General features: G+C 59.4%; 16 protein-coding genes and 1 tRNA gene. 14 read left to right on the forward strand and 3 right to left on the reverse strand.

Going from position 1 to position 22560, the window contains the following annotated elements; all coding sequences use genetic code 11:
• Positions 1–116 precede the first annotated feature (116 nt).
• The 4 genes from D8U82_RS09665 (at position 117) to D8U82_RS09680 (ending at position 6282) form a co-directional block, all read left to right on the forward strand.
• A complete protein-coding gene (locus tag D8U82_RS09665; RefSeq protein ID WP_016772892.1) occupies positions 117–2039 on the forward strand; it encodes a PrkA family serine protein kinase in 1923 nt (640 codons plus the stop codon).
• Between the two features lie 119 nt (positions 2040–2158).
• A complete protein-coding gene (locus tag D8U82_RS09670) occupies positions 2159–3430 on the forward strand; it encodes a YeaH/YhbH family protein (protein WP_039757709.1) in 1272 nt (423 codons plus the stop codon).
• Complete coding sequence (locus D8U82_RS09675; RefSeq protein WP_024014545.1) at positions 3427–4989, forward strand: SpoVR family protein; 1563 nt, start codon at positions 3427–3429, stop codon at positions 4987–4989. The genes D8U82_RS09670 and D8U82_RS09675 overlap by 4 nt, the downstream gene beginning before the upstream one ends.
• A gap of 63 nt (positions 4990–5052) precedes the next feature.
• The gene (locus D8U82_RS09680) at positions 5053–6282 is read left to right on the forward strand and encodes a multifunctional CCA addition/repair protein (protein WP_016772888.1); all 1230 of its coding nucleotides are present in this window, start codon (positions 5053–5055) and stop codon (positions 6280–6282) included.
• A gap of 86 nt (positions 6283–6368) precedes the next feature.
• Here the strand turns inward: D8U82_RS09680 and folK are convergent, their stop codons facing one another.
• Both folK and folB read right to left on the reverse strand, forming a co-directional pair.
• Positions 6369–6887 (reverse strand): 2-amino-4-hydroxy-6-hydroxymethyldihydropteridine diphosphokinase, encoded by a 519-nt coding sequence (gene folK, locus D8U82_RS09685; protein WP_130902121.1) that lies wholly within the window; start codon positions 6885–6887, stop codon positions 6369–6371.
• On the reverse strand, positions 6878–7234 hold the full coding sequence (folB, locus tag D8U82_RS09690) for a dihydroneopterin aldolase (protein ID WP_016772885.1): 357 nt from the start codon (positions 7232–7234) through the stop codon (positions 6878–6880). The genes folK and folB overlap by 10 nt, the downstream gene beginning before the upstream one ends.
• A gap of 74 nt (positions 7235–7308) precedes the next feature.
• On the opposite strand from folB, the gene plsY reads away from it, so the two are divergent.
• Complete coding sequence (plsY, locus tag D8U82_RS09695) at positions 7309–7878, forward strand: glycerol-3-phosphate 1-O-acyltransferase PlsY (protein ID WP_125925519.1); 570 nt, start codon at positions 7309–7311, stop codon at positions 7876–7878.
• Between the two features lie 23 nt (positions 7879–7901).
• Here plsY and tsaD read toward each other — a convergent pair whose 3' ends face one another.
• The gene (gene tsaD / locus D8U82_RS09700; RefSeq protein WP_016772883.1) at positions 7902–8927 is read right to left on the reverse strand and encodes a tRNA (adenosine(37)-N6)-threonylcarbamoyltransferase complex transferase subunit TsaD; all 1026 of its coding nucleotides are present in this window, start codon (positions 8925–8927) and stop codon (positions 7902–7904) included.
• Positions 8928–9126: 199 nt separating this feature from the next.
• Here tsaD and rpsU point away from each other — a divergent pair, with 199 nt between their 5' ends.
• The 9 genes from rpsU to pqqF form a co-directional block, all read left to right on the forward strand.
• Positions 9127–9342 (forward strand): 30S ribosomal protein S21, encoded by a 216-nt coding sequence (rpsU, locus tag D8U82_RS09705; RefSeq protein ID WP_002551877.1) that lies wholly within the window; start codon positions 9127–9129, stop codon positions 9340–9342.
• Between the two features lie 486 nt (positions 9343–9828).
• Positions 9829–11793, forward strand: a complete 1965-nt coding sequence (dnaG, locus tag D8U82_RS09710) for a DNA primase (protein WP_130902124.1) — start codon at positions 9829–9831, stop codon at positions 11791–11793.
• Positions 11794–11860: 67 nt separating this feature from the next.
• Positions 11861–13708 (forward strand): RNA polymerase sigma factor RpoD, encoded by a 1848-nt coding sequence (gene rpoD, locus D8U82_RS09715; protein ID WP_024014550.1) that lies wholly within the window; start codon positions 11861–11863, stop codon positions 13706–13708.
• A gap of 126 nt (positions 13709–13834) precedes the next feature.
• Entirely contained in the window at positions 13835–17581 is a 3747-nt protein-coding gene (locus D8U82_RS09720) for a bifunctional diguanylate cyclase/phosphodiesterase (protein WP_130902122.1), read from the forward strand.
• Positions 17582–17596: 15 nt separating this feature from the next.
• Positions 17597–17673: transfer RNA gene (locus D8U82_RS09725), tRNA-Ile, on the forward strand.
• 179 nt (positions 17674–17852) lie between these two features.
• Complete coding sequence (locus tag D8U82_RS09730) at positions 17853–18314, forward strand: Lrp/AsnC family transcriptional regulator (protein ID WP_016772879.1); 462 nt, start codon at positions 17853–17855, stop codon at positions 18312–18314.
• Positions 18315–18528: 214 nt separating this feature from the next.
• Positions 18529–20211 (forward strand): NAD(P)/FAD-dependent oxidoreductase, encoded by a 1683-nt coding sequence (locus tag D8U82_RS09735; RefSeq protein ID WP_016772878.1) that lies wholly within the window; start codon positions 18529–18531, stop codon positions 20209–20211.
• A 12-nt stretch (positions 20212–20223) separates the two neighbouring features.
• The gene (locus tag D8U82_RS09740) at positions 20224–21018 is read left to right on the forward strand and encodes a carbon-nitrogen hydrolase family protein (protein WP_071173821.1); all 795 of its coding nucleotides are present in this window, start codon (positions 20224–20226) and stop codon (positions 21016–21018) included.
• Positions 21019–21056: 38 nt separating this feature from the next.
• Positions 21057–22560 (forward strand): pyrroloquinoline quinone biosynthesis protein PqqF (gene pqqF, locus D8U82_RS09745; protein WP_130902123.1); only part of this gene is annotated, 1504 nt, incomplete at its 3' end.

Raw genomic sequence — 22560 nt, forward strand, 5'->3', positions numbered from 1 at the left:
GCGGTTTGTCGACCGTGGGAGAGTTCTGGGGGGTAAACAGCAGCTGCCACAGCGACTGCTGCCAGCATCGACTGAGTGATCCGGCGTCGGCTCCACGTATCGAGCGAGGTGACGTCATGAGTATCTTTAGCCACTTCCAACAACGCTTCGAATCCACACGCCAGGAAGAACTCTCTCTGCAGGAGTACCTGGAGCTGTGCAAAAACGATCGCAGCGCCTACGTTTCCGCCGCCGAGCGTCTGTTGATGGCGATCGGCGAACCGGAACTGCTCGACACTTCGACCAATTCGAGGCTGTCGCGCATCTTCTCCAACAAGGTGATCCGCCGCTATCCGGCCTTTGAAGACTTCCACGGGATGGAAGAATGCATCGACCAGATCGTCTCGTATTTCCGCCACGCTGCCCAAGGCCTGGAAGAGAAGAAACAGATTCTTTATCTGCTCGGCCCCGTCGGTGGCGGTAAATCGTCCCTGGCCGAGAAGCTGAAACAGCTGATGGAGAAGGTACCTTTCTACGCCATCAAAGGCTCGCCGGTCTTCGAATCACCTCTGGGTCTGTTCAACGCCACTGAAGATGGCGCGATCCTTGAGGAAGATTTCGGCATTCCACGACGCTACCTGAACACCATCATGTCGCCTTGGGCGACCAAACGCCTGGCCGAATTCGGCGGCGACATCAGTCAGTTCCGCGTGGTCAAGCTGTATCCGTCGATCCTAAATCAGATTGCCGTGGCCAAGACCGAACCCGGTGACGAGAACAACCAGGACATCTCGGCGCTGGTCGGCAAGGTCGATATCCGCAAACTCGAAGAATTCCCGCAGAACGACGCTGACGCCTACAGCTACTCCGGTGCGCTGTGCCGAGCCAACCAGGGCTTGATGGAATTCGTCGAAATGTTCAAGGCGCCGATCAAGGTGCTGCACCCATTACTGACCGCTACTCAGGAAGGTAACTACAACAGTACCGAAGGCCTCGGCGCGATTCCGTTCACCGGGATCTTGCTGGCTCACTCCAACGAGTCGGAGTGGCACACCTTCCGCAACAACAAGAACAACGAGGCGTTCATCGACCGGATCTACATCGTCAAAGTGCCGTACTGCCTGCGCGTCAGCGATGAAGTGAAGATCTACGACAAACTCCTGTTCAACAGTTCCTTGTCCAAGGCGCACTGCGCACCGGACACCTTGAAAATGCTTGCGCAATTCACCGTGCTGTCACGCCTCAAGGAGCCGGAAAACTCCAACATCTACTCGAAGATGCGCGTCTACGACGGTGAAAACCTCAAGGACACCGATCCGAAGGCCAAGTCGATTCAGGAGTATCGCGATTCGGCCGGTGTCGACGAAGGCATGAACGGCCTGTCGACCCGCTTCGCCTTCAAGATCCTCTCCAAGGTGTTCAACTTCGATCCACATGAAATCGCCGCCAACCCGGTGCACCTGCTCTATGTGCTGGAGCAGCAGATCGAACAGGAACAGTTCCAGGCCGAAACCCGCGAACGCTACCTGCGCTATCTGAAGGAATACCTGGCGCCGCGCTACATCGAATTCATCGGCAAGGAAATCCAGACCGCTTATCTGGAGTCCTACAGCGAATACGGCCAGAACATCTTCGACCGCTACGTGCTGTATGCGGATTTCTGGATTCAGGATCAGGAGTATCGCGACCCGGAAACCGGCGAGATTCTCAACCGCGTGGCGCTGAACGAAGAACTGGAGAAAATCGAGAAACCGGCCGGGATCAGCAATCCGAAGGATTTCCGCAACGAAATCGTCAACTTCGTCCTGCGCGCCCGGGCCAACAACAACGGCAAGAACCCGACCTGGCTCAGCTACGAAAAACTGCGGGTGGTCATCGAGAAGAAAATGTTCTCCAACACCGAAGACCTGCTGCCCGTCATCAGCTTCAACGCCAAGGCCAGCAAGGAGGATCAGCAGAAACACAACGACTTCGTTACGCGAATGGTTGAACGTGGCTACACCGATAAACAGGTACGCCTGCTGTCCGAATGGTACCTGCGGGTCCGCAAGTCGCAGTGAGGCAGCTGCAAGCTATAAGCCACAAGCTGCAAGAACAAAGCGCGTGAACCCGAAAACACGGGCATTCGCTTCTACTTGCAGCTTGCAGCTCAAAACTTGAAGCTCCCCGGAGGGGCCTTATGAGCTATGTGATCGACCGACGCCTCAATGGCAAGAACAAGAGCACGGTGAACCGCCAGCGTTTTCTGCGGCGCTACCGTGATCACATCAAGAAGGCTGTCGAAGAGGCAGTCAGTCGCCGCTCCATTACCGATATGGAGCATGGCGAGCAGATCAGCATTCCCGGCCGCGATATCGACGAGCCGGTGCTTCATCATGGACGCGGCGGCAAGCAGACCGTCGTGCATCCCGGTAACAAAGAGTTCACGGCCGGTGAACATATCGCTCGTCCACCGGGAGGCGGCGGTGGACGCGGTCCGGGCAAGGCGGGGAATTCCGGCGAAGGCATGGACGAGTTCGTCTTCCAGATCACGCAGGAAGAGTTTCTCGAATTCATGTTCGAAGACCTGGAACTGCCGAACCTGGTCAAACGCAACCTGACCGGCACCGACACATTCAAAACCGTACGCGCCGGGATCAGCAACGAGGGCAATCCGTCGCGGATCAACATCATCCGCACCCTGCGCTCAGCGCATGCGCGTCGTATTGCCCTGTCTGGCAGCAGCCGCGCGAAATTGCGCGAAGCCAAGGAAGAGCTGGCACGGCTCAAGCGCGAAGAACCGGACAACTTCGGCGATATCCAGGAACTCGAGGCTGAAATTGAAAAACTCAGCGCACGCATCCATCGCGTGCCGTTCCTAGATACCTTCGACTTGAAATACAACCTGTTGGTCAAGCAACCCAATCCCAGTTCCAAAGCAGTGATGTTTTGCCTGATGGACGTTTCCGGTTCGATGACGCAGGCGACCAAGGACATCGCCAAGCGCTTCTTCATCCTGCTGTACCTTTTCCTCAAGCGTAACTACGACAAGATCGACGTGGTGTTCATCCGTCACCACACCAGCGCCCGGGAAGTGGACGAAGAGGAGTTTTTCTATTCTCGTGAGACCGGCGGCACCATTGTTTCCAGCGCCCTGAAGCTGATGCAGGAGATCATGGCCGAGCGCTATCCGAGCAATGAGTGGAACATCTACGCCGCTCAGGCCTCCGACGGCGACAACTGGAACGACGATTCGCCGATCTGCCGCGACATCCTGATCAATCAGATCATGCCGTTTGTGCAGTACTACACTTACGTGGAGATCACCCCGCGCGAACATCAGGCCCTGTGGTACGAGTACGAACGCATCGCCGAAGCCTTCTCTGACACGTTTGCCCAGCAGCAACTTGTCTCGGCCGGAGATATCTATCCGGTCTTCCGTGAACTCTTCCAGCGCAGGTTAGTGACATGACCGCCAAAGAGCAGAAACGCCAACCCATTTCCACCGGCTCCGAATGGACATTCGAGCTGATCCAGACCTACGACCGCGAAATCGCCCGGATCGCGGCCCGTTATGCACTGGACACCTATCCCAACCAGATCGAAGTGATCACCGCCGAGCAGATGATGGACGCCTATGCCTCGGTGGGCATGCCGCTGGGCTATCACCACTGGTCCTACGGCAAACACTTCCTCAGCACAGAGAAATCCTACAGTCGCGGGCAGATGGGCCTGGCCTACGAGATCGTAATCAACTCCGACCCGTGCATCGCCTATCTGATGGAAGAAAACACCATCTGCATGCAGGCGCTGGTGGTGGCCCATGCCTGCTATGGCCACAACAGCTTCTTCAAGGGCAACTACCTGTTCCGCACCTGGACTGATGCCAGTTCGATCATTGATTACCTGGTGTTCGCCAAGCAGTACATCATGCAGTGCGAGGAACGCCACGGCATCGACGCCGTGGAAGATCTGCTCGATTCCTGCCATGCCTTGATGAATTACGGCGTCGACCGCTACAAGCGTCCGTATCCGATCTCCGCCGAAGAAGAGCGCCGGCGGCAAAAGGACCGTGAAGAGCACATGCAGAAGCAGATCAATGATCTGTGGCGCACCATTCCCAAAGGCGCGGACAAATACAGCGACAAGGACAACGCCCGCTTCCCGGCCGAACCGCAGGAAAACATCCTCTATTTCATCGAGAAACACGCGCCACTGCTGGAACCCTGGCAACGCGAAATCGTGCGCATCGTGCGCAAGATCGCCCAGTATTTCTATCCGCAGCGCCAGACCCAAGTCATGAACGAAGGCTGGGCAACGTTCTGGCATTACACGCTGATGAATGATCTGTATGACGAAGGCCTGGTCACCGACGGCTTCATGATGGAATTCCTCACCTCGCACACCAGCGTGGTGTTCCAACCGGGTTTCGACAGTCCGTACTACAGCGGCATCAACCCCTATGCGTTGGGTTTCGCCATGTACCGCGACATTCGGCGCATGTGCGAAGAGCCTACCGAAGAGGATCGCCGCTGGTTCCCGGACATCGCCGGTTCCGACTGGCTGTCGACCATCAAGTTCGCCATGAGCAGTTTCAAGGACGAGAGCTTCATCCTGCAGTACCTGTCCCCCAAGGTGATCCGCGATCTGAAGCTGTTCAGCATTCTCGATGACGACCAGAAAGACGACCTGCTGGTGCCGGCCATCCATGACGAGGGCGGCTACCGGATCATCCGTGAAACCCTTGCCGCGCAGTACAACCTCGGCAATCGTGAGCCGAACGTGCAGATCTACAGCATTGATCGGCGCGGCGATCGCTCGCTGACCCTGCGCCATCAGCAACACGATCGCAAACCATTGGGCGACTCCACCGAGGAAGTGCTCAAGCACCTGCACCGGCTCTGGGGCTTCGACATTCATCTGGAAACCCTGCAAGGCGACCAGATCATGAAAACCCATCACGTGCCGCCGCGCAGTGAACACAGCGAGGGCGATTACGGCCGGCTCGATCTGGCCGTGATTCATCTTTGATCCGGTTCTGGCCTCCGAAAGTCTGACGCAAGGGTTATCCTGTCGGACTGACGGAGGTTTTTTATGCAGGTTTACAAGGTTGGCGGCGCGGTACGTGATCGCCTTTTAGGGTTGCCGGTCACTGATGTCGACCGGGTCGTGGTCGGCGCGACCACTGAAGAAATGCTCGCCCAGGGGTTTCGCCCGGTTGGCGCGGATTTCCCGGTGTTTCTGCACCCGAAAACCGGTGAGGAATATGCTCTCGCCCGCACGGAGCGCAAAAGCGGTCGCGGTTACGGCGGTTTCACTTTCTACGCGAGTCCCGAAGTCACGCTCGAAGAAGACCTGATTCGACGCGACCTGACGATCAATGCCATGGCCGAGGACGATCAGCTCAACCTGACCGATCCGTATCATGGTCAACGCGACCTCGAAGCACGAATCCTTCGCCATGTTTCCCCGGCGTTCGCCGAAGATCCGTTGCGAGTGCTGCGCGTTGCCCGTTTTGCTGCGCGTTACGCAGGACTGGGCTTCACGGTCGCCGACGAGACCATGGGTTTGATGCGCCAGCTCAGTGAGTCCGGCGAATTGCAGGCGCTGACCGCTGAGCGCAGTTGGAAAGAGATTTCCCGCGCACTGATGGAAGACCGTCCACAGGTGTTCATCCAGGTCTTGCGCGACTGTGGCGCACTCAAAGAGCTAATGCCGGAAGTCGACGCCTTGTTCGGCGTGCCGCAGCCAGAGACCCATCACCCGGAAATCGACACGGGCCTGCACACCCTGAGCGTGCTGGAGCAATCATCCCTGCACAAACAACCACTGACAGTGCGCTGGGCCTGCCTGCTGCACGACTTGGGCAAAGGCCTGACGCCGGAAGAAGAATGGCCCAGGCATATCGCCCATGAGCACACCGGGCTGAAGCTGATCAAAGCGGTCAACGAGCGCTTCAAAGCCCCCAAAGACTGTCAGGAACTGGCGCTGCTGGTCGGGCAATACCACACCCATGGGCACCGGGCGCTGGAGCTGAAAGCCTCGACGCTGCTGGAGTTGCTGCAGAGTTTCGATATTTATCGCCGGCCGCAGCGATTCGAAGAGTTTATCGCCGCGTGCGAGATGGATGCCCGTGGCCGCAAGGGCCTGGAGCAGCGCAGTTATCCACAGGCGGATTATTTGCGCGGAGCGGCGAAAGCTGCACGAGAAGTGGCCGTGCAGCCGTTGCTGGAGCAGGGATTCAAGGGGCCTGAACTGGGCGAAGCGCTGAAGCGGGAACGACTGAAGGCGTTGAAAGCCTACAAAGAGGCGGCGACAGCCTGATGAAAAAACTTCGCGCCCAGGCTCGCTCCCACAGGAGACCTCGATCCCATGTGGGAGCGAGCCTGCTCGCGAAAACGTAAGTCAGATCAACGCAAATCTGGAGGGGTTAATTGCTCCCCCCGCCACTCGAACTCCACCGGCGCCAACACCTGATCAATTTGCGCCTCAGCCCACAACGTCGCAAAGCTCTTGCCCACCCCCGGATGCACCCGATCCGGCGCAATCAACGACAACGGCCACAGCACAAATGCGTTTTTCAGGATTTCCGCACGCGGCAGCATCAATCCATCAAAATTACCCACCAGATCGCCATACAGCAGCACGTCGATATCCAGCGGCAAGCCCTTGCGATCCGGGGCATAGCGACCGTTATCCGCCTCGATGAATTTCAAGCGGCGATCAAGCTCCATCAACGGCAGATCGGTGTAGGCCGAGACCACGAAATTGAAGAACGGCCCGCTCTTGATGCCCACCGGCTGGCTCTCGAACACCGCCGAACAACGGATATCCACCAGGAACGTGGCCAGCGCATCGAGACCGGCGCGCAAATGGGTTTCGCGCTCGATATTGCTACCGAGCCCGAGATAGACCTGAGTCAGCGACATCCGCGCTCGATCTCCACACCCACACCGCCCTTGGCCGCCGGCACCGCGCCCGGTTTGGTCAGTTTCAGTCGCACCCAGGTGATCTTGAATTCGGCCATGAGCACTTCAACCAGACGCTCGGCAAAGGTTTCGACCAGTTGGAACTGCGCCTGCTCGGCAAAGGCCTGAATGCGCGTGGAAACACTGGCGTAATCGAGCGCCAGAGTCAGGTCGTCACCGGCGGCAGCCGGGCGATTGTCCCAGGCGAAGCTCAGATCAAGACGCAGGCACTGACGGATGCCACGCTCCCAGTCGTAGGCACCGATCACGGTGTCGACTTCCAGGCCCTCGATAAACACTCTGTCCAAGCACTTCTCTCCGCTGCACGACAAGGGCGCGATGCGCCGTTAGAATCAGGGCGTCCTCGCCCGGAATAGTTAGCATGTTTTGGTTACTGGCGATTCTCGCCTACCTGCTCGGCTCGCTGTCCTTCGCCATTTTGCTCAGCCGCCTGACCGGAAATCCGGATCCGCGAATGAGTGGCTCGGGTAATGCCGGCGCCACCAACATGCTGCGCCTGGCCGGTCGCAAACTGGCGATCCTGACCCTGCTCGGTGATCTGTGCAAAGGCCTGCTGCCGGTGCTGATCGGCTCGAGCGCGGGCCTCTCACTGCAGGATCAGGCCTGGATTGGCGTGTGCGCCGTGATCGGTCACCTGTTCCCTTTGTACTTTCGCTTTCGCGGCGGCAAAGGCGTTGCCACTGCCGCCGGCATGCTGCTCGGCCTGTATCCACCCGCCGCGCTGCTGGCGGTGTGCGCCTGGCTGCTGACGTTCTACCTGACCCGCACCAGCTCGCTGGCGGCGCTGATTGCCACGCCACTGACCCTGCCATTGCTGGCCTGGCAGGAGCCGGAAGCCTTGCTGCCAATGAGCGCGCTGACCTTGCTGATTGTCTGGCGCCATCGCGGCAATCTACGCGACCTGTTTGCCGGGCGCGAACGGCATTTCTGACTGCCGTTCATGAGCGTCGCTCATTACAGCGCCGACAACTGCTCCATTGGCCAGCGTGCCTGCACGGTGATTGCCAGACTTTCCTGCTGACCAGCCTTCAGGCGCTGGCAACCGGCAAACGCGATCATCGCGCCATTGTCGGTGCAGAACTCCGGGCGCGCATAGAACACATCGCCCTTCATATCGCCGAGCATCTTTTCCAGCGAAACCCGCAACGCCTTGTTGGCGCTGACGCCGCCGGCAATCACCAGCCGCTTCATGCCTGCCTGTTTCAGGGCGCGCTTGCACTTGATGGTCAAAGTCTCCACCACGGCCTGCTGGAATGCCAGCGCGATGTCGCAACGGGCTTGCTCGCCGTCGTCCCCGGCGCTGACGCATTGCTGCCACGTGTTGAGGGCGAAGGTTTTCAAGCCGCTGAAGCTGAAGTCCAGACCTGGGCGATCACACATCGGACGCGGAAAAGTGAAACGTCCTGCGACCCCCTTCTCGGCCAGCTTGGCGATTTCCGGCCCGCCGGGGTAATTGAGGCCCATCATCTTTGCGGTTTTGTCGAAGGCTTCACCGGCCGCATCGTCGAGCGTCTCGCCGAGCAGGCTGTACTGGCCAATGCCATCGACCTGAACCAGCTGTGTATGACCACCGGAAACCAACAAAGCGACGAACGGGAATTGCGGCGGTTTCGGCTCCAGCATCGGTGCCAGCAAGTGGCCTTCCATATGGTGCACGCCAAGCGCCGGAATACCCCAGGCAAACGCCAGCGCCTGCGCGCAGGACGCACCGACCAGCAGCGCGCCGACCAAGCCAGGACCTGCGGTGTAGGCGATTGCGTCGATCTCGGTCGGCACACAGTCGGCCTCGGCCAACACCTGACGGATCAAGGGCAGCATGCGTTTGACGTGGTCACGCGAGGCCAGCTCCGGCACCACACCGCCATAGACGCGGTGCAGGTCGATCTGACTGAACAGCGCATCGGCCAGCAGACCGCGTTCACTGTCATACAATGCGACGCCGGTTTCGTCGCAGGAGGTTTCTAATCCCAGTACTAGCATGGGTTTGCGCCTTGTTTAGGCTGAATTCGAAGGCGCGCATAATAGTCGCCACTTGATGCCCCGACCAGCGGTTTTCGATCAGAGGCTTTGCATTCCGAGCGATGAGGGGTTAACATCCGCAACCCTTAAAAACCGACGTCTTCAAGTGCTCTTTTGCCGCGAGGATGTTGACCCCGGTAATGAATGAAGGTAGCTCTGGATGCCAGCCGTCAAAGTAAAAGAGAACGAACCCTTCGACGTAGCTCTGCGTCGTTTCAAGCGCTCCTGCGAAAAAGCCGGTGTACTGGCTGAAGTTCGTAGCCGCGAATTTTACGAGAAGCCAACTTCTGAGCGTAAGCGCAAAGCAGCAGCCGCTGTTAAGCGTCACGCCAAGAAAGTTCAGCGCGAACAGCGCCGCGCCGTTCGTCTGTACTAATCCACAGACGTTCGTAGCAAGCTTCTTGCCTAAGCCCGGCCCTCAGCCGGGCTAATGGCATTTGCGTAAAACGCTTGATGCTTCACCGTCGACGCCGCCGATGCGACCGAGACAAATCTGCTTCACCGCGTCAGGCCTGGCTCTTTTGCCAGCGGTGCACGTCTTTTCTGACGAGCCTTTCAAGGCTACTGACGAGCACACCCACTGATTCCTCTTACGACGATCAGCCCAAGGCACCTGCATGCGTGCCCGCTTTATTGAGCTATCCGAGGTCGACAATCGGCCGTCAGCGGATTCAGCGCAACACTTTCACATAGTCGAAGACTGATAGGTACTAACGTCAGTGGATTTTCGGCAGATACACTTCCCGACAGCGATCACGCAGACGACACCGGTCGAGCCGCACTTTTTGTGCGTTTTCAGCAATGGCCCGCGTCCGACGGCCTGTCGCAACGGATTTATTGCAGCGCAGACGACGAGAACGCCATGGCCGGGCTGATTCCCCAGAGCTTCATTGACGACCTGCTGAACCGCACCGACATTGTCGACGTGGTCAGCTCGCGCGTGCAATTGAAGAAGGCCGGCAAGAACTACACCGCCTGCTGCCCGTTCCATAAAGAGAAAACCCCGTCGTTCAGCGTCAGTCCCGACAAACAGTTCTATTACTGTTTCGGCTGCGGCGCTGGCGGCAACGCCCTCGGCTTTCTCATGGATCACGACAACCTGGACTTCCCCCAGGCCGTCGAAGATCTGGCCAAAGCCGCCGGCATGGAAATCCCCCGCGAAGAAAGCGGCCGCGAGCGTAAGCCGCGTCAGCCGACCGATTCGCCGCTGTATCCACTGCTCACCGCCGCCGCTGATTTTTACCGGCAGGCACTCAAGAGCCATCCGTCGCGCAAGGCTGCGGTGGATTACCTCAAGGGCCGCGGCCTGACCGGCGAGATCGCTCGGGATTTCGGCCTCGGCTTTGCGCCGCCAGGCTGGGACAACCTGCTCAAGCATCTGAGCAGCGACACCCTGCAACAGAAGGCCATGATCGAAGCCGGCCTGCTGATCGAGAACGCCGAAACCGGCAAGCGCTATGATCGCTTCCGCGATCGCGTGATGTTCCCGATCCGCGACACCCGTGGGCGGATCATCGCCTTCGGCGGTCGCGTACTGGGCGACGACAAGCCCAAGTACCTGAACTCACCGGAAACCCCGGTATTCCATAAAGGCCAGGAACTCTACGGCCTCTATGAAGCGCGCAAGAACAATCGCAACCTCGACGAAATCATCGTCGTCGAGGGTTACATGGACGTCATCGCCCTCGCCCAGCAAGGCTTGCGCAATGCCGTCGCCACGCTGGGTACCGCGACCAGCGAAGAACACCTCAAGCGCTTGTTCCGCGTCGTCCCGAACGTATTGTTCTGCTTCGACGGCGACCAGGCCGGCCGCAACGCAGCCTGGCGTGCACTGGAAGCGACCCTGCCGTGCTTGCAGGACGGTCGTCGCGCGCGGTTCCTGTTTTTGCCCGAAGGCGAAGACCCGGACACCCTGGTTCGCGCCGAAGGCACCGATGCTTTCAAGGCGCGCATCAATCAGCACGCGCAGCCGCTGGCCGATTATTTTTTCCAGCAACTGACCGAAGAAGCCGACCCGCGCTCACTTGAGGGCAAGGCGCACATGGCCACCCTCGCCGCGCCATTGATCGACAAGGTGCCGGGAGCGAACCTGCGCATCCTCATGCGTCAGCGCCTGACCGAGATTACCGGCCTGAGCAGCGAGACCGTCAGCCAATTGGTTCAGAATGCGCCGCAGGAAGCACCGCCCGCCTACGATCCGGGCTTCGATTATGACGCCATGCCGGACTACAGCGACTACCATCAGCCGCAGGCACAGGACATGTACGCGCCGCAGCAGGAATGGACGCCGAAGAAACCCGGCGCCGGCGGCAAGAAGTGGGAAAAGAAACCGTGGGACAAGAACGGCAAGCGTGGTGGCGATCGCGAACAGCAGCGCCCGCGCACGCCGATTGGCGTTGAATCGCCAACCCTGACGGCATTGAGAACATTGCTCCATCATCCGCAACTGGCCAAGCGCGTCGAGGACGCCGGGCATATTGCCGATGAAAATCAGACCAACGCCCAGTTGCTTGTGGCGCTGCTCGAAGCCGTACAGAAGAATCCCAAGCTAAACTCATTTCAGTTGATCGCGCGATGGCACGGCACTGAACAGGGCCGCTTGCTCAAGGCGCTGGCAGAAAAGGAATGGCTGATTGACGGAGATAACCTTGAACAACAGTTTTTCGACACCATTACTAGCTTGTCCGCCCGCCAACGCGAGCGAAATCTCGAACAGTTACTCAGGAAAGCGCGGCAAAGCGAACTGAGCGTCGAAGAGAAAAATCAACTGCGCGACCTTTTAAGTCGCAATGTTTCCGCATCAAACCCGACCTCAACTGGCGCGTGAGGTCATAGCTCAGGTATAATCCTCGGCTTGTTTTTTGCCCGCCAAGACCTTCAGTGGATAGGGTGTTATGTCCGGAAAAGCGCAACAGCAGTCTCGTATTATTGAGTTGATCAAACTGGGTCGTGAGCAGAAGTATCTGACTTACGCCGAGGTCAACGACCACCTGCCCGAGGATATTTCAGATCCGGAGCAGGTGGAAGACATCATCCGCATGATTAACGACATGGGGATCCCCGTACACGAGAGTGCTCCGGATGCGGACGCCCTTATGTTGGCCGACGCCGATACCGACGAGGCCGCTGCGGAAGAAGCAGCCGCTGCGTTGGCGGCAGTGGAGACCGATATCGGTCGCACCACTGACCCGGTGCGCATGTACATGCGTGAAATGGGTACGGTCGAGCTTCTGACCCGTGAAGGCGAAATCGAAATCGCCAAGCGGATCGAAGAAGGCATTCGTGAAGTGATGAGCGCGATTGCGCACTTCCCCGGCACGGTTGACCACATTCTCTCCGAGTACACCCGCGTCACCACCGAAGGTGGTCGCCTGTCCGACGTCCTGAGCGGTTATATCGACCCGGACGACGGCATCGCGCCGCCTGCGGCAGAAGTGCCGCCGCCGGTTGACCCGAAAGCCGTCAAGGCCGACGACGACACCGACGACGATGATGCCGAGTCTTCCGACGACGAAGAAGAAGCCGAAAGCGGTCCGGATCCGGTCATCGCGGCACAGCGCTTCGGCGCCGTGGCGGACCAGATGGAGATCACCCGCAAGGCCCTGAAAAAGCACGGTCGTCACAACAAGGCAGCGGTTGCCGAGTTGCTGGCCCTGGCCGAGTTGTTCATGCCGATCAAACTGGTGCCGAAGCAATTCGAAGCCCTGGTCGAGCGTGTACGCAGTGCTTTGGATCGTCTGCGTCAGCAAGAGCGCGCGATCATGCAGCTCTGCGTACGTGATGCACGTATGCCACGCGCCGATTTCCTGCGTCAGTTCCCGGGCAACGAAGTCGACGAAAGCTGGTCCGACGCCCTGGCCAAAGGCAAGAGCAAGTACGCCGAAGCCATCGGTCGCGTGCAGCCGGACATCATCCGTTGCCAGCAGAAGCTGATTGCGCTGGAAACCGAGACCGGCCTGACCATCGCAGAAATCAAGGACATCAACCGTCGCATGTCGATCGGTGAGGCCAAGGCCCGCCGCGCGAAGAAAGAGATGGTTGAAGCCAACCTGCGTCTGGTGATCTCGATCGCCAAGAAGTACACCAACCGCGGCCTGCAATTCCTCGATCTGATCCAGGAAGGCAACATCGGCCTGATGAAAGCGGTGGACAAGTTCGAATACCGTCGCGGTTACAAGTTCTCGACTTATGCCACCTGGTGGATCCGTCAGGCGATCACTCGCTCGATCGCCGACCAGGCGCGCACCATCCGTATTCCGGTGCACATGATCGAGACGATCAACAAGCTCAACCGTATTTCCCGGCAGATGTTGCAGGAAATGGGTCGCGAACCGACTCCGGAAGAGCTGGGCGAACGCATGGAAATGCCTGAGGACAAGATCCGCAAGGTACTGAAGATCGCCAAAGAGCCGATCTCCATGGAAACCCCGATCGGTGATGACGAAGACTCCCATCTGGGCGACTTCATCGAAGACTCGACCATGCAGTCGCCAATCGATGTCGCCACGGTGGAAAGTCTGAAGGAAGCGACTCGCGAAGTGCTGTCCGGCCTCACTGCCCGTGAAGCCAAGGTACTGCGCATGCGTTTCGGTATCGACATGAACACCGACCATACGCTCGAAGAAGTTGGCAAACAGTTTGACGTAACGCGTGAGCGGATCCGTCAGATCGAAGCCAAGGCGCTGCGCAAGCTGCGCCATCCGACGCGAAGCGAGCATCTGCGCTCCTTCCTCGACGAGTGATACCAGAACCCCCGGCCCAGGCCGGGGGTTTTGTTTTATGGCAGATTAAATTCCCCGCTCCGCCCTCCCCGCCGCGTACCCCGTCTACACTCGAAACAATCATCCCCAAGCCGTGACGAGAGCGTTATGCCCAGACTGGCGCCCGTGCTTTTTCTGCTGTCATTGATGATCTGCACCGCCACGGCTGACGCGCTGACTCTCACCGATGAAGAACGCAGCTGGCTGGCGGCTCACCCTGACTTGCGCCTGGGTGTCGACGCGTCGTGGCCGCCTTTCGAATTTCGTGACGATCAGAACCGCTATCAGGGTCTGGCCGCTGACTATATCGACGTGATTCGCCAACGTCTGGCGATCAAGCTGACGCCGATCGAACCGGCAAGCTGGACGGTGGTGCTGGAGCAGGTGAAAAAAGGCAAGATCGATTTGCTGCCGGGAATCATGTCCACGCCGGAGCGCCAGAATTACCTGGCATTTACCCGGCCGTACCTCGACTTCCCGATCGTCATCCTTGCCCATGTCGGCGGCGCCCAGCCGCGCAAACTCGACGACCTGTACGGTCTGAAAATCGCCGTGGTGGAAAACTACGCCCCCCACGAACTGCTGCGTACTCACCACCCCGATCTGAATCTGGTCGCCATGCCCAATGTCAGCTCGGCGCTGCAAGCTTTGGCGACCGATGAAGTGGACGCGGTGGTCGGCGATCTCGCTTCCAGCGTGTGGAGCCTGCGCCAACTCAAGCTCGACGGCCTCTACGTCAGCGGTGAAACCCCATATCGCTATCAATTGGCGATGGCCGTGCCCCGCGACAACAAGGTGCTGGTCGGGATACTTGATAAAGTCCTCGCCGACATGACGCCGGCGGAAATCAGCAGCATCCAGGAACATTGGGTCGGCAATGTGCTCGACCACCGCACGTTCTGGTCGGACCTGCTGATGTACGGTCTGCCCGGTCTGTTGCTGCTGATGACGATCCTCGCCGTGGTGATTCGCATCAACCGCCGCCTGAGTTCGGAAATCAGCCGGCGCATCGACCTCGAACAGGAATTGCGCAGTAGCGAATATCACTACCGTGGCCTGGTAGAGAGCTTGTCGGCCATCGCCTGGGAAGCGCGGATGAGCGACTTCACCTACAGCTATGTTTCGCCCCATGCTGAAGACTTGCTCGGGTATCCACAGTCTCACTGGCTGATTCCGGGTTTCTGGCACAACATCATTCATCCGGCCGACCTGACCCGCACGCAGAACTATTGCAGGGAAGCGCTGCGCCAGGGCCGCGATCACATCGTCGATTATCGCGTGATCACCGCTGACGGCCGCTGCCTGTGGGTGCGCGACATTGTCAGCCTGATCGAGCATGGCCACGAACCGGTGATGCGCGGGTTGATGATCGATATCAGCGAAATCAAACGCACCGAAGAAGCGCTGCGGCTGTCCGAGCAGAAGTTCGCGTCAGTGTTCGAGCAATGCCCGGACATTCTCGTGATTGCACGCCTGTCCGACGGCTGCCTGCTGGAGGTCAACGAGGCCTTCGAAGAGCAGATCGGCCTCAGGGCCGAGGAGGTGATCGGGCAGACCGCCACCAATCTCAATATCTGGGGCATTCCCGGGGTCGGGCCGGGCCTCTTGCAGCGTTTGCAGGCCGGCAGCATCCGTAATCTGGAAATGCCCTTTCGCCGCAACAACGGCCAAGTCTTCACCGGGCTGATTTCCGCCGAACCCTTCGACCTCGATACCACGCCGGCGCTGGTGGTCGTGGTGCGCGACATCAGCCAGCTCAAGGAAACCCAACAGCAACTGCAAACCTCTGAAGAGAAATTCGCCAAGGCTTTCCATGCGTCGCCCGACGGCCTGTTGCTGTCGCGCCAGAGCGACGGCCTGCTGCTGGAGGTCAACGAAGGTTTCAGCCGCATCACCGGTTTCAACAGCGCCATGTCAGTGGATCGTTCGACGCTGGATCTGGGTATCTGGGTCAACCTCAACGAACGCAAACAGATGCTCGACCTGCTGCAACGCGACGGTTTCGTCCGCGACTTCACATGCCACATCCGTCGCAGCGACGGGCAGATTCGCCTGTGCGAAGTGTCCAGTCGCCCGCTGCCGATTGGCGACGAGGATTGCATGCTGACCATCGCCCGCGACATCACCGAACGCCATCTCATGCAGGAAAAACTGCAGCAGGCCGCGACCGTTTTCGAGAGCACCGCCGAGGGCGTATTGATCACCGATACTCAACAACACATCAGCGCCGTCAATCGTGCCTTCACCGAAATCACCGGTTACAGCGAAAGTGAAGCGCTGGGCCACACGCCACGCTTGCTGGCCTCAGGGCTGCATGACAGCGCTTTCTACGCAGCGATGTGGCATCAATTGACCGACGAGGGACACTGGCAAGGCGAGATTTCCAACCGGCGCAAGAACGGCGAGCTGTACCCGAGCTGGCTGACCATCAGCGCGGTGCGCAATCGCGACAAGTTCATCACTCACTTCGTCGCGGTGTTCGCCGATATTTCCAGCCTCAAGCACGCCCAGGCCAAACTCGATTATCAGGCCCACCACGACCCGCTCACCGGTTTGCCCAACCGCACCTTGTTCGAGAGCCGCCTGCAAATGGCCCTGACCAGCCAGCAGGAAAATGGCGGCCAGGGCGCGGTGCTGTTTCTCGATCTCGACCGTTTCAAACACATCAACGACAGCCTCGGCCACCCGGTCGGCGACCTGTTGCTCAAGGGCATCGCCGTGCGCTTGAAAGAACAACTGCGCGATATCGACACGGTCGCGCGATTGGGCGGTGATGAATTCATCATCCTGTTGCCAGGCTTGCAGCAAGCCAGCGACGCCGACAACATCGCGACGAAACTGCTCAACTGCTTCGGTGCGCCGTTCCAGGCCGGCGAACACGAGTTCTTTATCAGCGCCAGCATCGGCACCAGCCTCTATCCCCGCGACGGTTGCGACGTGGCCACGCTGGTGAAAAACGCCGACGCGGCGATGTACCGCTCCAAAGCCAAGGGGCGTAACCGCGTCGAAAGCTACACCCGCGACCTCACCGCCCAGGCCAGCGAGCGCATAGCGCTGGAGCACGAACTGCGCCGTGCCATCGAGCGTGATGAGCTGTTTCTTTATTACCAACCGAAAATCAGCCTGGTCGATCACAGTCTGGTCGGTGCAGAGGCGCTGATTCGCTGGCGTCACCCGACCTTCGGCGACGTGCCGCCCGAGCATTTCATTCCGCTCGCGGAAGAAAACGGCATGATCCTGCAGATCGGTGACTGGGTGCTGGAGACCGCTTGCCGGCAGATGTTCGAGTGGAACGAGATCTACCAACCGCTCGGTCCGCTTTCGGTAAACCTCGCCGGTGCGCAATTGCGTCAGCCCAACCTGTTGGTGCGCATCGAACAACTGCTCAAGGACAACCGCCTCAGGCCGGATTTACTGCAACTGGAAATTACCGAGAATTTCATCATGAGTCAGGCCGAAGAGGCGCTGGCAGTGCTACACCAACTCAAACACCTCGGTGTGCAACTGGCGATCGACGACTTCGGCACCGGCTACTCCTCGCTCAGCTACCTCAAACGCCTGCCGCTGGACATCCTCAAGATTGATCAATCCTTCGTCCGCGGACTGCCTGACGACCCCCACGACGCAGCGATCGTACGCGCCATCATCGCGCTCGGTCGCAGCATGCAATTCACCGTGATTGCCGAAGGCGTGGAAACCCAGGCGCAACAACAATTCCTCGCTGCTGAAGGGTGCGAACAGATACAGGGCTACATCGTCAGCCTGCCGCTGCCCCCGGAGGAATTCGCCGCGACGTTTCTGCATGTAACCGTATCGGATTTTTCGGATAGCACAGCCGCGAAACCGTCGCTATAATCCGCGGCCTACTGAGGGCCTATAGCTCAGTTGGTTAGAGCAGAGGACTCATAATCCTTTGGTCCACGGTTCGAGTCCGTGTGGGCCCACCAAATTGAAAAGCCGCGCTGAATGCGCGGCTTTTTTGTGGGCGAGTGGTTGGGTTTCGTCTTGGCGGGCGCAACGTTCTGGAACTGCGCAGGAAAATCCGTTTGAGAGAACGCAGAAAGCCCCAACGCGATTGTCCCTGTACCATCCTTAACCTGATTGTCCCATGCCACCGGAGTCCCCCTTGCCAGACACCCGCCAACCCATCCTCGACGAAATCGACCGCCAGCTAATCGCCGCGCTGCAAATCAACGCCCGCGAAAGCGTGGCCATGCTCGCCCGTCAGCTAGGCATTGCTCGCACGACGGTGACGTCGCGTCTGGCCCGCCTGGAAAAGGCCAAGGTAATCACCGGTTATGGCGTGCGCTTGGGTCAGCGTGTGGTCGATGGTGGCTTGCAGGCCTACGTCGGGATCAAGGTGCAACCGCGTTCCGGCAAGGACGTGCTGCGACGTTTGAGTGCGATGGCGCAGGTACAGCAGCTGTGTGCGGTGAGTGGCGAGTTTGATTATGTGGCGTGGTTGCGCACCGATTCGCCGGAGCAGTTGGATCAATTGCTGGATCAGATTGGCAGCGTCGATGGGGTGGAGAAAACTACGACTTCGATCATTCTGAGCAGCAAGATTGATCGCGGGCAGCCGGTCTGAGCATTGGCCGGGCATTCTGGCTGAGCCGCTTCGCGAGCGGGCTCGCTCCCATTTTTTGGTCGGTATGCAGCCCACAATCGTCAGTCTGCACAACAATCAGGCAAAACGACGACACATTGCGTCTTATTAACGCGCTCCACGCTCCCTAGAATGGCTGGCATCTTTTCCTATACTCAGACGCGAATCCTGCGTCGGGTCGCCAATAAGGTCAGCCATGAACAAGAACAATCGCCATCCTGCAGACGGAAAAAAACCAGTCACCATTTTCGGTCCGGACTTTCCGTTCGCGTTTGACGACTGGATCGAGCATCCCGCCGGGCTGGGCAGCATTCCCGAGCAGCACCATGGCGCTGAGGTGGCGATTGTCGGCGCGGGTATTGCCGGTCTGGTGGCTGCGTATGAACTGATGAAACTCGGTTTGAAGCCGGTGGTGTACGAGGCGTCGAAACTCGGTGGTCGTCTGCGCTCGCAGGCATTCAACGGCACCGATGCCATCGTCGCCGAGCTCGGTGGCATGCGCTTTCCGGTCTCCTCCACAGCGTTCTACCACTACGTCGACAAGCTCGGCCTCGAAACCAAGCCCTTCCCCAACCCGCTGACCGGCGCGTCTGGCAGTACCGTGATCGATCTGGAGGGCGAAACCTATTACGCCGAAAGCCTGAAGGATCTTCCTGCATTGTTTCAGGAAGTGGCTGACGCCTGGGCAGATGCGCTGGAAGCCGGTTCGCAGTTCTCCGACATCCAGCAAGCCATCCGTGATCGCGATGTGCCGCGCCTGAAAGAGTTGTGGAACAAGCTGGTGCCGCTGTGGGACGACCGGACCTTTTACGACTTCGTCGCCACCTCGAAAGCCTTCGCCAAATTGTCGTTCCAGCACCGCGAAGTGTTCGGTCAGGTCGGTTTCGGCACCGGCGGCTGGGATTCGGACTTTCCCAATTCGATGCTGGAAATCTTCCGCGTGGTAATGACCAATTGCGACGATCACCAGCACCTGGTGGTCGGTGGCGTCGAGCAGGTGCCACAGGGCATTTGGCGCCATGTGCCGGAGCGCTGCGTGCACTGGCCGGCCGGCACCAGCCTGAAATCCCTGCACCGTGGCGCACCGCGTTCCGGTGTGAAGAAGATTGCCCACGCACCGCAAGGCCGTTTCGCCGTAACCGACAACAACGGTGACACCCGCGAATACGCCGCCGTCCTGACAACCTGCCAGAGCTGGCTGCTGACCACTCAGATCGAATGCGACGAAACCCTGTTCTCGCAGAAGATGTGGATGGCCCTCGACCGCACGCGCTACATGCAGTCGTCGAAAACCTTCGTGATGGTCGACCGACCATTCTGGAAGGACAAGGATCCGGAGACCGGCCGCGATGTGATGAGCATGACCCTCACCGATCGCCTGACCCGTGGCACCTATCTGTTCGACAACGGCGACGACAAGCCGGGAGTGATCTGCCTGTCTTACTCGTGGATGAGCGACGCGCTGAAAATGCTCCCGCATCCGGTAGAAAAACGCGTTGAACTGGCATTGAACGCGCTGAAAAAGATCTACCCGAAAGTCGACATCGCCGCACGGATCATCGGCGATCCGATCACCGTGTCGTGGGAAGCCGATCCGTACTTCCTCGGTGCCTTCAAGGGCGCCCTGCCCGGCCATTACCGCTACAACCAGCGCATGTATGCGCACTTCATGCAGGACGATATGCCGGCCGAGCAGCGCGGGATTTTCATCGCCGGCGACGACGTGTCGTGGACCCCGGCGTGGGTCGAAGGCGCGGTGCAGACCTCGCTCAACGCGGTGTGGGGCATCATGAAACATTTCGGCGGTTCGACACATAAAGAGAACCCGGGCCCGGGTGATGTGTTCAAAGACATCGGCCCTATCGCCCTGCCCGAGTAAGAGGATACCCCGATGCGCGTAGCCGTTTACCAATGTCCACCGCTGCCACTGGACCCCGCCGCCAACCTGCAGCGCCTGCATCAGGTAGCGATGGAGGCCAAGGGCGCCGACCTGCTGGTGCTGCCGGAAATGTTCATGACCGGCTACAACATCGGCGCCGAAGCGGTGAGCACGCTGGCCGAGGTCTACAACGGTGAATGGGCGCAGCAGATCGGCCGGATTGCCAAGGCTGCGGGTCTGGCGATCGTTTACGGTTATCCGGAGCGCACCGCCGACGGGCAGATCTACAACGCCGTGCAACTGATCGACGCCCACGGCGAGCGCCTGTGCAACTATCGAAAGTCGCATCTGTTTGGCGATCTCGACCGGTCGATGTTCAGCCCCGGTGACTCCGACTTGCCGGTGGTTGAATTGAACGGCTGGAAGCTCGGCTTCCTGATCTGCTACGACCTGGAGTTTCCGGAAAACGCGCGGCGCCTGGCCTTGACCGGCGCCGAGCTGATTGTGGTGCCGACGGCCAACATGATTCCGTTCGATTTCGTTGCCGATGTCACCGTGCGTGCCCGCGCCTTCGAAAATCAGTGCTACGTGGCTTACGCCAATTACTGCGGCCATGAAGGCGATATTCAGTACTGTGGGCAAAGCAGCATTGCCGCGCCGGACGGCAGCCGCATCGCCCTGGCAGGTCTGGACGAAGCGTTGATCGTCGGTGAACTGGACCGCCAATTGATGAACGACTCACGCCAGGCCAATCGCTATCTCAGCGATCGCCGCCCGGAGCTTTACGGCGCGCTCAACCGCCGCTAATCCGCTAGCATGGGCACTTCACTGTTCTGGAAGTGCCCATGCCTGCGCCGACTCATCCCCGCCCCCACTCTGAAACCCTGGCCAACGGCCTGCGCGTGACCCTGCGCCACGTGCCCGGTCTCAAGCGCAGCGCTGCGGCGTTGCGCGTGGCGGCCGGCAGTCATGACGTGCCGCTGGCATGGCCGGGGCTGGCGCATTTTCTCGAGCACTTGCTGTTTCTCGGCACCGAGCGTTTTCCCACAGACGAAGGGCTGATGGCCTACGTGCAACGTCACGGCGGGCAGGTGAATGCCAGCACCCGCGAGCGCACCACGGACTTTTTCTTCGAGTTGCCTGTGTCGTCCTTCAGCGCGGGGCTCGAGCGTCTGTCAGACATGCTCGCCCGGCCACGGATGAATCTGGACGATCAACTGCGTGAACGGGAAGTGCTGCAGGCGGAGTTTGTCGCCTGGTCGCAGGATCCGACAGCGCAACAGCAGTTTGCCTTGTATGAAGGTTTACCAGCGGAGCATCCGTTGCGCGGTTTTCATGCGGGCAATCGGGGCAGCTTGCAGGTCGAATCGCCAGGGTTTCAGTCGGCGCTGCAAGACTTCCATCAGCGCTTTTATCGAACCGGGCAAATGACCCTCAGTCTGGTCGGATCGCAAAGTATCGATGAGCTTCGGGAGCTGGCGCAGCAATTCGCAGCGGTGTTGCCGGTTGGGGATAAAGTTGCCCAGGCCGCACCGCCACCGTTGGCAGTGAAAAGTTACCAACAGGTCGGCGCTCACGCGAACCTGTTATTTGCTTTCGACGCGTTGTCCGAGTCATCCGCCGAGGCGATGGCCTTTCTCTGTCATTGGTTGAATAGCGCAAAACCTGGTGGATTGCTCGCATACCTGCATCAACAGAATCTGGCTGACAGCCTGAAAGCCACGCCGCTTTACCAGTTCGCCGGCCAAGCGCTGCTGCATCTTCAATTCCATGCCGACGGCGAGCAGCTGAATGCCATTCACGAACAGCTGCTGGATTGGCTGAGCTTCTTCGCCCGTCAGGACTGGACGCCGTTGCGCGAGGAATACGCCGCCCTGCTTCAGCGCCAGCAGCAAGTCAGCGGCGCGTTGCAAGTGGCACGGCTCGATCTCGAGCAGCAAGCATTCGGCCTGTCGGAATCCAGCGCTGCCGCACTTGAGCACATCCTTCGCGAAATCGGCGTTGTGGATAACTTCAGCGATCATTGGCATCTGCCCGCCGCCAATCCTTTCTTGCGCGCCAGTGAACCGCTGGCCAACGCCGGGCTGATTCGCGGCCAGACCAGCGCCCACCGTGGCCTGCGCACGTTCGCTCAGGATCGCTCGCGCAGCCGTCGCGAACGTTCGCCGATGCATTTCAGTCAGGCGCTGCCGGACAACAGCGATGAAGGCGCGATCTATCTGCGCTGGCAGGTCGAGGCAGCGGCCGGCGCAGATCTGCTCTCCAGATTGCAGCGCAGTCTGCGCCAGACACGGCAGGATGCGTCCGAAGCCGGAGTGGACTTGTCTTTCAGCGCCGCAGGTAACCAAT

It is taken from the genome of Pseudomonas sp. Sample_23, from assembly GCF_004307595.1.
Classification (GTDB): domain Bacteria; phylum Pseudomonadota; class Gammaproteobacteria; order Pseudomonadales; family Pseudomonadaceae; genus Aquipseudomonas; species Aquipseudomonas atacamensis.

Excerpts from the sequence above, each read along its gene's own strand:
- tsaD (WP_016772883.1), bottom strand. The coding sequence starts at position 8,927 with ATGCTAGTACTGGGATTAGAAACCTCCTGCGACGAAACCGGCGTCGCA.
- plsY (WP_125925519.1), top strand. The coding sequence starts at position 7,309 with ATGTTTTGGTTACTGGCGATTCTCGCCTACCTGCTCGGCTCGCTGTCC.
- D8U82_RS09740 (WP_071173821.1), top strand. The coding sequence starts at position 20,224 with ATGCGCGTAGCCGTTTACCAATGTCCACCGCTGCCACTGGACCCCGCC.
- D8U82_RS09680 (WP_016772888.1), top strand. The coding sequence starts at position 5,053 with ATGCAGGTTTACAAGGTTGGCGGCGCGGTACGTGATCGCCTTTTAGGG.
- rpoD (WP_024014550.1), top strand. The coding sequence starts at position 11,861 with ATGTCCGGAAAAGCGCAACAGCAGTCTCGTATTATTGAGTTGATCAAA.
- D8U82_RS09665 (WP_016772892.1), top strand. The coding sequence starts at position 117 with ATGAGTATCTTTAGCCACTTCCAACAACGCTTCGAATCCACACGCCAG.
- D8U82_RS09735 (WP_016772878.1), top strand. The coding sequence starts at position 18,529 with ATGAACAAGAACAATCGCCATCCTGCAGACGGAAAAAAACCAGTCACC.
- D8U82_RS09720 (WP_130902122.1), top strand. The coding sequence starts at position 13,835 with ATGCCCAGACTGGCGCCCGTGCTTTTTCTGCTGTCATTGATGATCTGC.
- D8U82_RS09675 (WP_024014545.1), top strand. The coding sequence starts at position 3,427 with ATGACCGCCAAAGAGCAGAAACGCCAACCCATTTCCACCGGCTCCGAA.
- rpsU (WP_002551877.1), top strand. The coding sequence starts at position 9,127 with ATGCCAGCCGTCAAAGTAAAAGAGAACGAACCCTTCGACGTAGCTCTG.
- D8U82_RS09670 (WP_039757709.1), top strand. The coding sequence starts at position 2,159 with ATGAGCTATGTGATCGACCGACGCCTCAATGGCAAGAACAAGAGCACG.
- dnaG (WP_130902124.1), top strand. The coding sequence starts at position 9,829 with ATGGCCGGGCTGATTCCCCAGAGCTTCATTGACGACCTGCTGAACCGC.
- folK (WP_130902121.1), bottom strand. The coding sequence starts at position 6,887 with ATGTCGCTGACTCAGGTCTATCTCGGGCTCGGTAGCAATATCGAGCGC.